Source organism: Acinetobacter sp. TR3, assembly GCF_027105055.1.
In the GTDB taxonomy this organism is placed as follows: Bacteria; Pseudomonadota; Gammaproteobacteria; order Pseudomonadales; family Moraxellaceae; genus Acinetobacter.
Genome location: NZ_CP114264.1, coordinates 217,555 through 231,566 on the forward strand (window position 1 = coordinate 217,555; position 14,012 = coordinate 231,566).

At 39.3% G+C, this 14,012-nt stretch carries 12 protein-coding genes; 5 read left to right on the forward strand and 7 right to left on the reverse strand.

Features of this window, described 5'->3' with window-relative positions; all coding sequences use genetic code 11:
* Window positions 1-7: 7 nt before the first annotated feature.
* The 3 genes from O1449_RS01060 to O1449_RS01070 all read left to right on the forward strand — a co-directional run bounded on the left by O1449_RS01060 (window position 8) and on the right by O1449_RS01070 (window position 3,350).
* Window positions 8-502, forward strand: coding sequence for a putative molybdenum carrier protein (locus O1449_RS01060; RefSeq protein ID WP_269238918.1), 495 nt, complete (start codon window positions 8-10; stop codon window positions 500-502).
* A 118-nt stretch (window positions 503-620) separates the two neighbouring features.
* Window positions 621-2,165, forward strand: coding sequence for a 2,3-bisphosphoglycerate-independent phosphoglycerate mutase (gene gpmI / locus O1449_RS01065; RefSeq protein ID WP_269229053.1), 1,545 nt, complete (start codon window positions 621-623; stop codon window positions 2,163-2,165).
* Window positions 2,166-2,174: 9 nt separating this feature from the next.
* A complete protein-coding gene (locus O1449_RS01070; RefSeq protein WP_269229052.1) occupies window positions 2,175-3,350 on the forward strand; it encodes a S41 family peptidase in 1,176 nt (391 codons plus the stop codon).
* A gap of 41 nt (window positions 3,351-3,391) precedes the next feature.
* On the opposite strand, the gene O1449_RS01075 is transcribed toward O1449_RS01070, so the two are convergent.
* Genes O1449_RS01075 through gacA form a run of 3 tightly spaced genes read right to left on the reverse strand, consistent with a single transcriptional unit; the run spans window position 3,392 to window position 7,059 of the window.
* Entirely contained in the window at window positions 3,392-4,816 is a 1,425-nt protein-coding gene (locus tag O1449_RS01075; protein ID WP_269238919.1) for a sigma-54-dependent transcriptional regulator, read from the reverse strand.
* A gap of 22 nt (window positions 4,817-4,838) precedes the next feature.
* Window positions 4,839-6,404 carry a sensor histidine kinase gene (locus O1449_RS01080; protein ID WP_269238921.1) on the reverse strand — a complete coding sequence of 522 codons (1,566 nt, stop codon included), beginning with the start codon at window positions 6,402-6,404 and terminating at the stop codon, window positions 4,839-4,841.
* A gap of 19 nt (window positions 6,405-6,423) precedes the next feature.
* Window positions 6,424-7,059: a response regulator transcription factor GacA gene (gene gacA / locus O1449_RS01085; RefSeq protein ID WP_005163158.1), complete on the reverse strand. Its 636-nt coding sequence runs from the start codon at window positions 7,057-7,059 to the stop codon at window positions 6,424-6,426.
* 210 nt (window positions 7,060-7,269) lie between these two features.
* On the opposite strand from gacA, the gene pbpG reads away from it, so the two are divergent.
* Together pbpG and O1449_RS01095 are read left to right on the forward strand one after the other, a co-directional pair.
* Window positions 7,270-8,337, forward strand: coding sequence for a D-alanyl-D-alanine endopeptidase PBP7/8 (gene pbpG / locus O1449_RS01090; protein WP_269238922.1), 1,068 nt, complete (start codon window positions 7,270-7,272; stop codon window positions 8,335-8,337).
* Between the two features lie 160 nt (window positions 8,338-8,497).
* Window positions 8,498-9,265 carry a hypothetical protein gene (locus O1449_RS01095; RefSeq protein WP_269229048.1) on the forward strand — a complete coding sequence of 256 codons (768 nt, stop codon included), beginning with the start codon at window positions 8,498-8,500 and terminating at the stop codon, window positions 9,263-9,265.
* Window positions 9,266-9,333: 68 nt separating this feature from the next.
* Here O1449_RS01095 and thrC read toward each other — a convergent pair whose 3' ends face one another.
* The 4 genes from thrC to xerD form a co-directional block, all read right to left on the reverse strand.
* A complete protein-coding gene (thrC, locus tag O1449_RS01100) occupies window positions 9,334-10,473 on the reverse strand; it encodes a threonine synthase (RefSeq protein WP_269238923.1) in 1,140 nt (379 codons plus the stop codon).
* 108 nt (window positions 10,474-10,581) lie between these two features.
* Window positions 10,582-11,883: a homoserine dehydrogenase gene (locus O1449_RS01105; protein ID WP_269238925.1), complete on the reverse strand. Its 1,302-nt coding sequence runs from the start codon at window positions 11,881-11,883 to the stop codon at window positions 10,582-10,584.
* 127 nt (window positions 11,884-12,010) lie between these two features.
* Window positions 12,011-12,826 (reverse strand): DsbC family protein, encoded by an 816-nt coding sequence (locus O1449_RS01110; protein ID WP_269238926.1) that lies wholly within the window; start codon window positions 12,824-12,826, stop codon window positions 12,011-12,013.
* A 119-nt stretch (window positions 12,827-12,945) separates the two neighbouring features.
* Window positions 12,946-13,866, reverse strand: coding sequence for a site-specific tyrosine recombinase XerD (gene xerD / locus O1449_RS01115; protein WP_269238927.1), 921 nt, complete (start codon window positions 13,864-13,866; stop codon window positions 12,946-12,948).
* Window positions 13,867-14,012: the final 146 nt, after the last annotated feature.

Below are 14,012 nucleotides of genomic sequence, written 5' to 3' on the forward strand. Positions count from 1 at the left end.
GATTTCTATGCACATTAAAATTATATCTGGTGGACAAACCGGAGTTGATAGAGGTGCTTTAGATGCCGCATTAGATTTAGGGGTGCCGTGTGGTGGTTGGTGTCCCGAGGATCGAATGGCAGAAGATGGAAAGATTCCAGACAAGTATCCTTTAATTATTTTAGCAGAGAGTGGCTATCGAAAGCGGACTAAACAGAATGTTCGAGATAGTGATGCAACGGTCATTATCTATTTCGATTATATTTATCCCAAAGGTGGTACAGAGCTTACGTTATTAGAATGTATCAAGCAGTCCAAAGCATATTTGCTTATTGATGGAAATGAGGTTCCGATTGAGCGAGCCGCAGAGCGGATCTATTTATTTTGTCATCAGAATAATATTACTACTTTAAATGTCGCAGGTCCCAAAGGGGCGAGTTTGCCTCAGGCACATAGTTATACCCAACACGTCATCACGCAGATGCTCAATAAAATAATTAATCAATATCAGCCCCAAACTTGAATATAAAGATGATTCCCGATGCTTTTGATTGATGAAAGCCATCAGTAACGCCATAGAGAATTACAGTAAATTTGGGTAAAATACGCCGATCAAATGATAGACAAACAGAGAGTCCATTATGACGGATGCAAATGCTGGCAAAATTCCTCACGTTCTTGTAATTATGGATGGTGTAGGACATCGTGAAGCAGTTGAAGATAATGCATATTTAGCAGCAAAAACACCAAATCTGACTGCGATGAAAGCAAAGCATCCAAATAGTTTGATTTCAGGTTCTGGCGAAGATGTAGGCCTACCTGATGGACAAATGGGCAACTCTGAAGTTGGTCATATGAACTTAGGTGCAGGTCGTGTTTTATATCAGGACTTTACACGGATTACTAAAGATATTCGCACAGGTGCTTTTTTTGAGCATGAAGTGTTAGTTGATGCGGTTGAAAAAGCCAAAGCAGAGAATGGTGCCGTTCATGTCATGGGGTTGTTATCACAAGGTGGTGTGCATTCGCATGAAGATCATATTGTGGCGATGTGTGAGTTGGCATTAAAACGTGGTGCAACCGTATATCTACACGCTTTCCTTGATGGTCGTGATACCCCTCCACGTAGCGCAAAGCCTTCATTAGAAAAATTCGATGCTTTATTTGCCCAGTATCCAAATCAAGGTCGTATCGTTTCGATGATTGGCCGTTATTTTGCAATGGATCGTGATAACCGCTGGAATCGTGTTGAACTCGCTTATCGTTTAATGACAGAAGGTGAGGCGGCACGTGTTGTAAATTCAGCAGTTGAGGGCTTGGAGCAAGCCTATGCAGCAGAAGAAAATGATGAGTTTGTTCAAGCAACACGTATTGGTGAAATTGCCAAAATCCAAGATGGCGATAGTGTGGTTTTCATGAACTTCCGTGCTGATCGTGCGCGTGAAATCACCCGTGCCTTTGTTGAGAAAGATTTTACTGGGTTCACGCGTAAAGTCGTTCCAAGTTTATCTAAATTTGTGATGTTAACACGCTATCAGGCAAGTATTGATGCACCAGTTGCATACATGCCAGAAGAGCTTAAAAATTCCATTGGTGAATATTTATCTGGTTTGGGCAAAACCCAATTGCGTATTGCTGAAACAGAGAAATATGCACATGTGACATTCTTCTTCAGCGGTGGTCGTGAAGATGAATATCTAGGAGAGAAACGTATTTTGATTCCTTCTCCGAATGTCGCAACCTATGATCTAAAACCAGAAATGAGTGCTTATGAAGTCACCGATGAATTAGTAAATGCTATTAATTCGGGTGAGTTTGACCTCCTAGTTGTCAATTACGCCAATGGTGATATGGTCGGACATACTGGCGTATTTGATGCAGCTGTGAAAGCAGTTGAAACCGTTGATACGTGTTTAGGTCGTGTCTATGAAGCAGTAATGGCAAACAAAGGTCATATGTTAATTACAGCTGATCATGGTAATGTAGAGCAAATGCAAGACTACGACAGTGGACAAGTTCATACACAACATACCACTGAATTGGTGCCATTTATTTATGTGGGCCCAACTCAAGCAACGATTGCAGAGGGTGGTGTATTGGCTGATGTGGCACCAACATTACTTCATTTGATGAATATTCCTGTACCTTCCGATATGCAAGGCAAGAATTTAATTACTTTAAAATAAGGTGAACTTATGACCCAACACAACAACATTTATCGAGGGTTCTTTGCGAGTTTGTTGATGTGTTGGGGATCGCATACGTTATCTGCACCTATTACACATGCCTCAGGATGGGGGGAAGAGACTACAAGTCGGAATGCTGAAGTGCCACTTGAATCTATTCAGCAATTTGTACAGATTTATGGGATTGTGAAAGATAACTACGTTGATAAAAAAACAGACGATGCACTCTTTCAGCAAGCAATCAAAGGGTTGGTGAGTGGTTTAGATCGTTATTCTCGTTATTTATCGGCTGAAGAATACCGCCAGCTTATTCAATACACTGAAGGTGATCTTGCTTCTGTTGATTTCAATTTAAATTACGATGCTCATACTCGTTTATGGCAAATTCAAGACCTAAAATCAGGATCTGATTCTAGTAAGTTGGGATTGCGTAATGGGCAGGTCATACTCAAAGTCGATAATCAAGAATTAAAGAGTTTAAATCAGGATCAAGTGCAAGGTCTGCTTTATGGCTCGATAGGCAGTACCGTACAAATACAACCAGAAAATAATAATAGTACGGTGATTTTGGTTCGAAATAAAAAAGTTGAGACAGATATTGAACCTGTTTTACTACATAATCAGGTACTTGTGCTGAAAATTAGGGTTTTTCAACAAGATACAGCCAATGAGATTAAACGTTTAATTGAAGAATATAGTTCAACTAAACTAAAAGCGGTGGTTATTGATCTACGCAATAATCCAGGTGGTTTGTTGTCTTCGGCTGTTGAATCGACAGACTTATTCCTAAATCAAGGATTGATTGTAACGACAAAGAGTCGTTCAGAAGGAGATCAACAATTTCAGGCTTTACCCTCGAATGAGTTTCAAAATATTAAGCTTGGAATTTTAATTAATCACCGTTCAGCCTCGGCAGCTGAAGTATTCACCGCAGCATTAAAAGAACATAAACGTGCGTGGGTTGTAGGTGAAAATAGCTATGGAAAAGGTGTAGTACAAAAATTATTTCCATTACCGAGTGGTGCTGCACTGCAAATGACGGTGTCACATTACTACACGCCGAATGGGAATATGATTGAAGGGCAAGGAATTCAACCGAATCAAACTTATCCGTTGTTACCTGAAATGAAAGAAGATAGTTATTTGGAACATGTCACAGATTTGGTTATAAAAAGTAAAATTTAGTCAAAAATAAAGCCCCTATTTAGGGGCTTTATTGTTAACGCTTATTCATCATCTTCGGTATCTAAACCAAACTTCTTCAAACGATAGCGTAAAGAACGGAAGGTCATTCCTAATTTTTTAGCCGCTAAAGTTCGATTCCAATGGGTTAAATTCAGTGCATTGAGAAGAATTTCTTTTTCAATATTTTCTAAATAGAGCTCCAGTCCTTCAGGTGGTAGCTTTTTAGAACCCATAGGGCTAGTGCTTATCGCATGATCATTTTCATCTTGTGTTGAAAATGAGACTATTGGCGTTGCAATAGGGCTACGTAGAGGAGCTGTTTGAAGATGGGCTAGATCAATAGTTTCATCATCACTGAGCGTAATTGCACGTTCAATAATGTTGCGAAGTTCACGAACATTACCTGGGAAATATTGCTGTAATAAGAACTGTTCTGCGCGAGAAGAGAGGGTTTTAACCGATACTTCCCATTCTTGGCTGATCTTTTGAATAAAGTGGCTTGCAAGTAGTAAAATATCTTGTCCACGTTCGCGTAATGGTGGAAGCACAATATCCATTACATGTATACGGAAAAATAAATCTTGTCTGAAGCGACCTTGTTGTACTAGTAATTCGAGATCTTGATGACTTGCGCTGATGACACGGAAATCAACATCAATTTCTTGATCTGAGCCAACAGGGCGAATTTTCTTTTCTTGTACAGCACGAAGCAGTTTTACCTGCATACTTAAGGGTAATTCAGCGATCTCATCTAAGAATAAACTACCCCCATGTGCGGAAAGAATGAGACCTTGTTTGTCTTGGGTTGCGCCTGTGAAGCTGCCTTTTTTATGACCAAATAATTCACTTTCCATTAACTCTGTTGGAATAGCACCACAGTTGATCGCAATAAAAGGTCCTTCGCTACGATTACTCAGACGATGAACTAAATTGGCAACAACTTCTTTTCCTGTCCCTGATTCACCGGTAATAAAGACAGGGGCTTGAGATCGAGCAATTTTCTTTAAAGCAATTCGTAATTGTTGAATAGGCGTAGAACGACCAATCAGAAGTTTATTTTCTAGTGCACTCTCAGCAGCTTCTTGTTCAGGCTGTGGTCGATTCAATGCTTTTTGAATCAATTGATCTAGGTGAGTTTGATTGACAGGTTTACTGACAAAATCAAAAGCACCTGCTTTTAATGCAGCAATTGCAATATCCATATTGCCATACGCTGTTAATACTGCAATCGGTGTGTTGGGATAGTTTTGTGTGACATGTTTAACCAAGTCCAGACCGTTGCCATCTGGGAGATTCAAATCTGTTAAACAAGCATCGTACTGAAACTCGGTAAAGAATTTTTTTGCTTGCTCTACGCGATAGGCAAGATGAGTTTTAATGCCCATTCGTGCGAGCGTCATTTGCATTAAAAGACATAAGTCTTCTTCATCGTCTACGAGTAAGACGAGAGGTTGTTTAATTGCCATTTCCCCGAAAAACCTAATCTAATCAATGAATTTTTGAGCATTCAATCCTGAAACATGCTCCTTGTTGTCGCTCTACGTAAGTGAGCTTTGCATGATTTGCCTCACAAAAAGTATGAGACAAATACAATCCTAAACCAGTTCCTTTAATTTCGGTACTAAAAAATGGTTTGAATAGCTGAGAAATATCTCGTTTTGCGACCCCTGTACCAAAATCAATCACATCAATACATGTTCTGCCATCTTTTAAGTCTACATTCACTTCAATAAATTGAGCATCAGCTGCATTGTGCCGCAGGGCATTTCGAATCAGATTAATTAAAACTTGACGTAATTGTTTCTCATCAAAAAGAATATTAATTCGTTCTGCAAGATTGAGTTTAATCATATGTTTCGCATCGACTAGATCTTCATTCAATAGGCTTTCAAAAAAATCAGCAAGTTGAATGACTTGTGGCTCAGTTGGTTTGTTGCGTGCCATGCCTAATGTGTCTTGTACAATATTATCAATACGTCTAGCTTGTTTGCTGATCATACGACAGAGCATTTCTTGTTGATGACTATCACTTTCTTTAAATAATTCATTGGCCTGCACAATCGCCGCTAAAGGGTTGCGAATTTCATGTGCAATACTTGCAGAGAGTTGACCAAGCGCGGCCAGTTTTAATTGTTGAACTTGTTGCGTGAGTTTTTGTGCATCTTTCAAGATAAGTAAAATTAATGATTGTTCGGGGACGATTAGGTGTTTAACACGGATATTGATCGTATAAGGACTTTGTTGTGATTCAAAACTAAATTCTTCACCATCTTCTAAATCACTAAATTTAATCAGTTCAAATAAATCAGGTTGCCACTTGAGCAGAGGGGTTTTTTCTGGAGAAACAGGGATTTGAATGCCTAATAATGTGTTGGCTGCTGGGTTACTCAACACAATATGGTTGCTATGATCCAATACCAAATAGCCATCTTCGATTTGCTCCAAAATATAGCGGTTAATATTTTGCAGCTGATGAATTTCAATAGACTGATGAAAAGTGAGTGTTTCTAAAATCTTAAATCTTTGAACGGCAATACGACCAATTGCATGTACTACAAAAAATAAGAAAGCAAGTAATGCGCTATTACCTAAGTTATTTAAATTATTGTAATCAAAGAAATTGCCAAGAAAACGTTGATAAACCACCATAATAACGGCAAAAAGCGTCACAATCAGTGAAAGATGAGCATTTAATAGAATTGCAGATGAGAAAATAATAATCACATACAGCAAACTGAGTTGTAAGTTGGGTCCTCCCGCAGAGAAGGTAATGATACTCAAGCAGGCAATATCCACAATAAAGACGAAAATGAGTTGTTTCGTAACATGTAATGGAATGAGCTTGAGTATGAAGAGTTGAAAAATGTTGATACAGATATAGCAGACTAACGTATAGAAATATAAAAAAGGGTAATCGTAGTTGGTGGAAAGCTGTTCCGCAGTGAGTAAGTAAATAAGAATTAGACTGATTGAAATAATCAGTCGATATCCACTATACCAAATTCCGAGCCGATAAACGGTTTGGGACACTGATGACGCAATTTTTCCCAACATAAGCGATCACTTAATATGATTAAGGTTTAATGAGTCCATAACGAATGGCGAGATGGGTTAATTTTACATCACTATCAATTGCTAGTTTTTCGAAAATGCGGTAGCGATAAGTATTTACAGTTTTAACGCTAACAAATAATTTGTCGGCGATTTCTTGAGCACTAATACAATTAACCACCATCATTGCGACTTGCATTTCACGCTCAGAAAGTGCGTCAAAAGGGGATTGTTGTGTATCTGAAAGATAAGAACTCGCAAGCTGTTCGGCAATATCTGCACTGAAATATTTACCACCTTGCATCACTTTATTGATTGCACGTACCATTTCTGAAATAGGCGCACCTTTTGTGATATAGCCTTTTGCCCCTGCTTTTAATAACAACGATGGGTAGGGTTCTTCCGCTAAACCACTAACAGCAATCACTTTAGTCTCAGGTGCTGTTTGTAAAAGACGACGTGTTGTTTCTACGCCACCAATTCCCGGCATATTGACATCTAATAATACAACTTGAGGATGCTTTAATCGAACTAAAGCAATCGCTTCTTCTCCAGATTCAGCTTGTCCAATGACTTCTACATCTGGATGGTCTTCCAGCATACGACAAATGCCTGTACGTACGAGTTCATGATCATCAACAACGAGAACAGTGATCAAGAAGACCTCCTTTTTTTAAAAAAACGATTTTTTTGTTACATAAAGAAAAATGAGCTTGCAATCAAACGACAAAATTAGCAATCCTATTCTCCATGTTTAGAGAATAGTTGTACACAATTGTGTCTATAAAAGCTTTACCCGATTTGTTCAAATGTAAGGCATAATGTTATTAAGCGCAAATGTGCAGCGTCCCGAGTTGAGTATTGTGTCGTGAGAAATTCTAAAAAATCTATCATGCATGCCTTGAGCATGTCTATTTTGTTGGCGCTTAGTTCAACAAGTTATGCTGAGCTGGTTGTAAATAACAATCCAGTCTCTACAAATGCGAATAGTTCTTCAGCTTCGTTAAATTGGTCTGCAAGTGATGCAAGCCAATTGATGGAAGATGATGATTCATTAGAGATCAGCCCGCAAGGTTCAACTTCGGTTACGACCACCTTACGAAGTGGTGGTTCTGCAAGTATTAGTTCATCTACAACGCCACAAAAAAGCATACAGATTCGAGATACCTCTCATTTCGGTAGCCAACCCGCTGTAAATGCACGTGCAGCCTTGGTGATGGATGCACAAACGGGCGAAGTACTGTTTAGTAAAAACAGTAATATGTCTGTACCAATTGCCTCAATTACCAAATTGATGACGGCTGTGATTACCGCAGATGCACGGCTGAATATGTCAGAAGAAATTACGCTACAGCAAATTGACTTTGCGGGTGCAGGTGGAAAGAATTCAAGCTCGACCTTGAACGTCGGCGATACCATGAATCGTGCGGAACTGTTGTTATTCGCTTTGATGAAATCGGAAAATCCTGCAGCGGCAGCATTAGCACGCACTTACCCAGGTGGTCGTCCTGCTTTTATTGCAGCAATGAATGCTAAAGCTAAAAAACTTGGTATGGCATCTACGCATTATGCAGAATCAACAGGTTTAGACCCGCACAATGTATCATCTGCACGAGATTTAGGGATTTTGGTGAGTGAAGCTTCGCAGTATGGCTTGATTCGTCAATTTTCTACTACGCCAACTTATGATTTTAATTTAGGTTATCGTGTACTTAAGTCAAATAATACCAATGCCTTGGTACGTAATGGTGGTTGGAATATTAATCTATCTAAAACAGGATATATCGGTGAGGCAGGACGTTGTGTAGTGATGCATACCACAGTGAATTCTCGTCCAGCTGTTGTCGTATTGCTCGGAGCTTCAACTTCTCAGGCACGTACCAATGATGCAACCAACCTATTAACTTGGCTGAGTACTTTACCGAGAAGAATTTAATTGCTTATGAACGTAAAGCTCCTCAACTGAGGAGCTTTTTTATATAATGGAACGACATTTTATGACGTGAGAAATGCTTTATCACTTCTATTTTGAGCAATTTTTGTTAAATTATCATTCTTAATATTTAAAAATCACACACTGAAATTGGGAAATTAAAATGAAAAAATATGTTATTCGTGAAAAAAGCTTTGGTTATAACGATGAGTTTTTTTATGTAATTGGACATCGTATGAGCAATGTGTTTGATGATAAACAGCAAGCCGAAGTGGTCTATAAACAACTTGAAATTAAAGCTGCACGTAACTTTTTTTTATATGAAGTTGAATCATTAGTTGATGCAGATGAGGCATTATTAAAACAATTAGATGATTTTGTCTTTTCACGTTGTGGTGAACATATTTATCAGGAGGGAGAGGTTTCTCGAGAAACCTTGCCTGAAAGCTTAAATGATGAAGATACTTTTGAGTTTATTCAGCTTGCTAACATGCAAAGTTATCAATTAATTCATTTTGATCAAGACATTAAGTTCTATGGTTTATGGTCAGTGAAAAAACAAGCATGGGTGGAAGAGCATGATGAGTTTTTTGCAGGTTTAGTGTATGCAGATCAACCTGAACAATTAAAAACGAATGTCGGAACTATTTTTGCAGATTACGATTATGATGATATTGAATTGAAAGGTTCATTCGAAGATTTATCGGAACAACCTGTATTATTACAAGCCTTAATAAAAAATAATAAAGCGTTAAAATATAACAATAAAAGTCAAACATTAATTATTATGCAAGGCTGGGAAGAGGAGGGGTTGTATGCGGTTAATCCTTTATTAAAACAGCCTTTATTTGAAATCAAAGAAATTAGTTTAGATGAAATTCAGACGATTGAAAAAGAATTGGCGGAGCAATATGGCTATGATGAAGAATAAGTTTGTACTTTAGTCAATAAAAAAACCAGTTGCGGGCAACTGGTTTTTTATATTGTAAAAATTTATGCTTACATATTTGAAAGAATTGAATCTTTCACTTGAGCCATTGTTGCATCAATTGACAGCATCACGGCATCAGCGCATTGCTTGATTGCAGTATCTGGATCTTTTAAGCCATTACCTGTTACTGTGCATACAATTACAGAACCTTCAGCAATTTTACCCGCTTTAATATCGCGAATTGCACCGCCAATAGACGCTGCTGAAGCAGGTTCTACAAACACACCTTCATACATAGAAAGTAAGCGTTGTGCTTCAAGAATTTCGCTATCTTGAAGTTCATCAAACCAACCTTTTGAATCGCGTACGACTGCTTTTGCATGGTTCCAGCTTTGTGGGTTACCAATACGAATTGCCGTTGCGATCGTTTCTGGACTTTCGACTGGAGCACCACGTAAGAATGGCGCTGCGCCAGAAGCTTGATAACCGACCATCGTCGGTAAACCTTCTGGTTTAGGACCTGTGAATTGATCTGTTGCAGCATCATAGATAACAGATTCAAACTGATCAGCAGGTTGATTTGCAACTGCTTCGGTATAACCCATCCAGTGAGCCGTGATATTACCTGCATTACCAACTGGTAAGCAGTGATAGTCAGGTGCACGACCCAATGCCTCTACGATTTCATAAGCAATCGTTTTTTGGCCTTGCAAACGGTAAGGGTTGATTGAGTTTACGATCGTCACAGGTGCTTGATCTGCAACTTCTTTTACGAGGCGCATACCATCATCAAAGTTACCGCGAATTTGCATGGTGATCGCACCATACATCATCGCTTGCGCCATTTTACCCATTGCAATTTTGCCTTCTGGGATTAATACGAACGCTTTAATACCTGCACGTGCTGCATATGCTGCTGCTGCTGCTGAAGTATTTCCAGTAGATGCACAGATAATCGCTTTTGAACCTTCTTCAACAGCTTTTGTTACAGCCATCGTCATACCACGGTCTTTAAATGAACCTGTTGGGTTAAGACCTTCGTATTTCACATAGATTTCAACGTCTTTGCCAATAATACGCGGAATGTTCTCAAGTTTAATAAGAGGAGTATTTCCTTCTCCTAGAGAAATTGCACGTGTAGTTGCAGACACAGGTAAACGGTCACGATAACGATCTACAAGACCAGTATAACGATTGGCATTCGACATGATGGTGTTCCAATATGAGGTAGAGAGAAAATCCCTCCCAACCTCCCTTTTCCAAAGGGAGGAGTTCCCCCTCTTTTATAAAGAGGGGGGAGGGGAGATTTAAACTGATTAACTATCGAGCGATTCTAAACGAATTCTTACGATTTCGCCACGAATAGCTGGTAATGCTTGAATTTGAGCAAGTGCTTCATCCATTTTTGATTCAACAATTGGATCTGTTAAAATCACGATAGGAATCAAATCTTTCAAGCGAGATTGCTGCATGATCGCATCAATACTGATACCAGCACGGCTGAGAATGGTGGTTACATCAGCGAGTACACCCGTTTGGTCTTCAGCATTTAAACGGATGTAATATCCAGTCGTCATTTCTTCACGACTGAGAATTGGCATGTTTGTTAGTGCTTCAAATGCCAACTGTGGAATCGTTCCTGCACCATCTTCGGTATAAGAAATATCACGTACGATATCAATCACATCAGCAACAACTGCAGAAGCCGTTGGTCCAGCACCTGCACCAGCACCATAGTAAAGCGTTGGGCCTACGGCATGTGCTTGTACCAATACTGCATTTTTAACGCCGTTCACATTCGCAATCAGTTGTTCTGCTGGAATTAGTGTAGGATGAACACGTAACTCAATACCATTACTTGCACGACGTGCAATACCTAAATGTTTGATACGAAAGCCAAGCTCTTCAGCATATTTCACATCTTGTGCGGTAATTTTGCTAATGCCTTCTGTGTAGACCTTATCAAATTGTAATGGGATACCAAAAGCACATGACGCCAAGATAGTGAGTTTGTGCGCAGCATCAATCCCTTCTACATCAAAAGTTGGATCTGCTTCAGCATAACCGAGTTCTTGAGCTTCTTTGAGGACATCATCAAAGGCACGACCTTTTTCGCGCATTTCAGTCAGAATGAAGTTACCTGTACCATTGATGATACCTGCAAGCCATTGAATATGATTCGCAGCTAGACCTTCACGAATGACTTTAATAATTGGAATACCACCAGCAACCGCTGCTTCATAGGCGATTTGCACAGCATTATCTTCTGCTGCTTTGAACAGCTCATTACCATGTTCAGCAAGTAAAGCTTTATTCGCGGTGACAACTTGCTTGCCATGCTTAATCGCTTCCATGATGATTTCATAGGCAGGATGAATACCACCCATCACTTCGACTACGACATCAACATCAGGTTGACGTACGATGTTCATGAGATCATCACTTTGTTTGATCCCTTCGAGTTGTAAATCTGGACGTGGACGGCGTGTGCCTACATGTGTAATTTGAATTTCGCGACCGGTACGGCGTTTAATTTCAGCAGCATTTTCTTGTAATAATTTAAGGGCTCCACCACCTACAGTACCAAGACCGAGTATCGCCAGACGAACTGGTTTCACGTCACACTCCATTTTATTCAATCATTTTAATGAAGCTTGATCATAGCTAAAAAAGTGCGCAGACACTAGGGCTAAGATCATCTTTAATCTGTCGCCCGAGTCGTGGTGAGACGGTGTAGAGAATGTTTTATTTTTCTAGGCGGTTAATGATTTCATCTGGAGTCATGTACCCACCTAAATACACACCTTCAACATTATAAATTGCAGGTGTGCCATTCACGCCCATATTTAAGCCTAATTGATATTGATCACGAACTGGATTTTTACATTCTGCTGATGCAACTGGTAAGCCTTGCGCAGCTTGATCGAATGCAGCTTTACGATCTTGACTACACCAAATCGCTTGCATGGTTGGCATAAATTGCTCTCCGCGTGGCCATGCGATGTAACGGACTTCAATGCCTTTTGCATTAATTTCAGCAAGATGCTCATGCAGTTTATGGCAATAAGGACAGCTTGAATCAGTGAATACATAAATGACGTGTTTCGCTTTACCCCCTTGTGCTGGGTAAACGATAAGGTCCTCAGTTTTAAGGGTAGCTAAGTGCTTTTTATTTTCACCCGCTTGTAAGCTTTCACTCACATTACGTAATTGTTTTTCTCCAAGATGAATGACATCGCCCTGAATAATATATTGCCCATCACTGGTCGCATAAACCGATCCCATACCTTCTAGGCTGACCCAAAATAAATTTGGAACCTCAGTTTTTTTAATGGCAAGAATTTTGGCGTTGATATTGGCGGTTTTAAAATTTTTTTCTAAAGTAGAAACCAGACGTTGTTGCGTATTACGTTCATTTAACGTTGATGCTTCACCAGTAGCTGGCGCACTCGCTGTCAGAGCATCAGGCTTTTGTGCTGAATTTTCTTTTGAACAAGCACTGATCAAGAGTGTTGAAGTTAATGCACATGCAATAAACAACTGAGACCGAGTAAACAACATAAACAACCTTTCATACTGTATTTATAAGTTTGACCAAGCATACCAAAAATTTAAATTGAGTTCGTTAAATCTTGCTGATGCCATGTGAATGAAATCATGTTGATTGATAAAAGGTAGTTTTATCCTCTTGGATGGTATTTGTTATGTAGTTCTTGCATCCGATGCTGAGCAACATGCGTGTAAATTTGAGTAGTTGATAAATCACTATGACCAAGTAACATTTGCACAACACGTAAATCAGCACCATGATTGAGTAAATGTGTTGCAAACGCGTGTCGTAAGGTATGCGGGGATAGTTCAGCGATAATATTCGCTTGTAGTGCATAACGTTTAATCGCATACCAAAAATTTTGCCGACTCATGATGCCGCCATGTTGCGTCAAAAATAAATAATCCGTACTACTTTTATAGAGTTGTGGACGTGATTCAGTTAAATATTTTTCGATCCAGTCGCAAGCATGTTGTCCAAGTGGGACAAGCCGTTCTTTATTGCCTTTACCCGTAACCCGTAAAAAACCTTGTTTTAGATTAATCAGTTCTAAACGTAAATTCAGTAACTCTGTCACACGTAAGCCACAGGCATATAACACTTCGAACATCGCACGATCGCGTAGACCTAGCGCAGTATTGATGTCAGGTGCATTGATCAAAGCCTCAACATCTTGTTCTGATAAATCTTTGGGTAAAGCACGTCCAATTTTAGGAGAACGATGGTTTGCAACGGGATTATCATCTCTGAGTTTCTGTTCTCTCAGAAATTTATAAAATTGACGTAAAGCAGACAAGCAGCGTGCAATGGAGCGTGGGCTTTTGCCTGCTTTAGTGAGTGCAATTAATACATCAGCAATATCATCACTCGACCATTGCGTTAATGTCACATTTGGATGTAACTCAGCACATTGAATAAGATCTGATAGATAGGCATTACGTGTATGTGGACTCACGGTTTGCGCCACTAAATAATCACGGAAACCGTGTAAAAAACTGAGATGTTCTGGAATTGTGACTGCAGTTGGTATACGAGGTTTTTTATTTAACATAATCAGAAAAGTCCTTCATTCAACTGCACTGTAAAAGAAAAATGAATTGTTGTCGATCTGTCACAGAAGCGAATGCCATTGAGATTGTTTTTGGTAATTATTCTCATTTGTCTGTATACTCTAGGAGAAAAGAGTTTAGGGTTAGA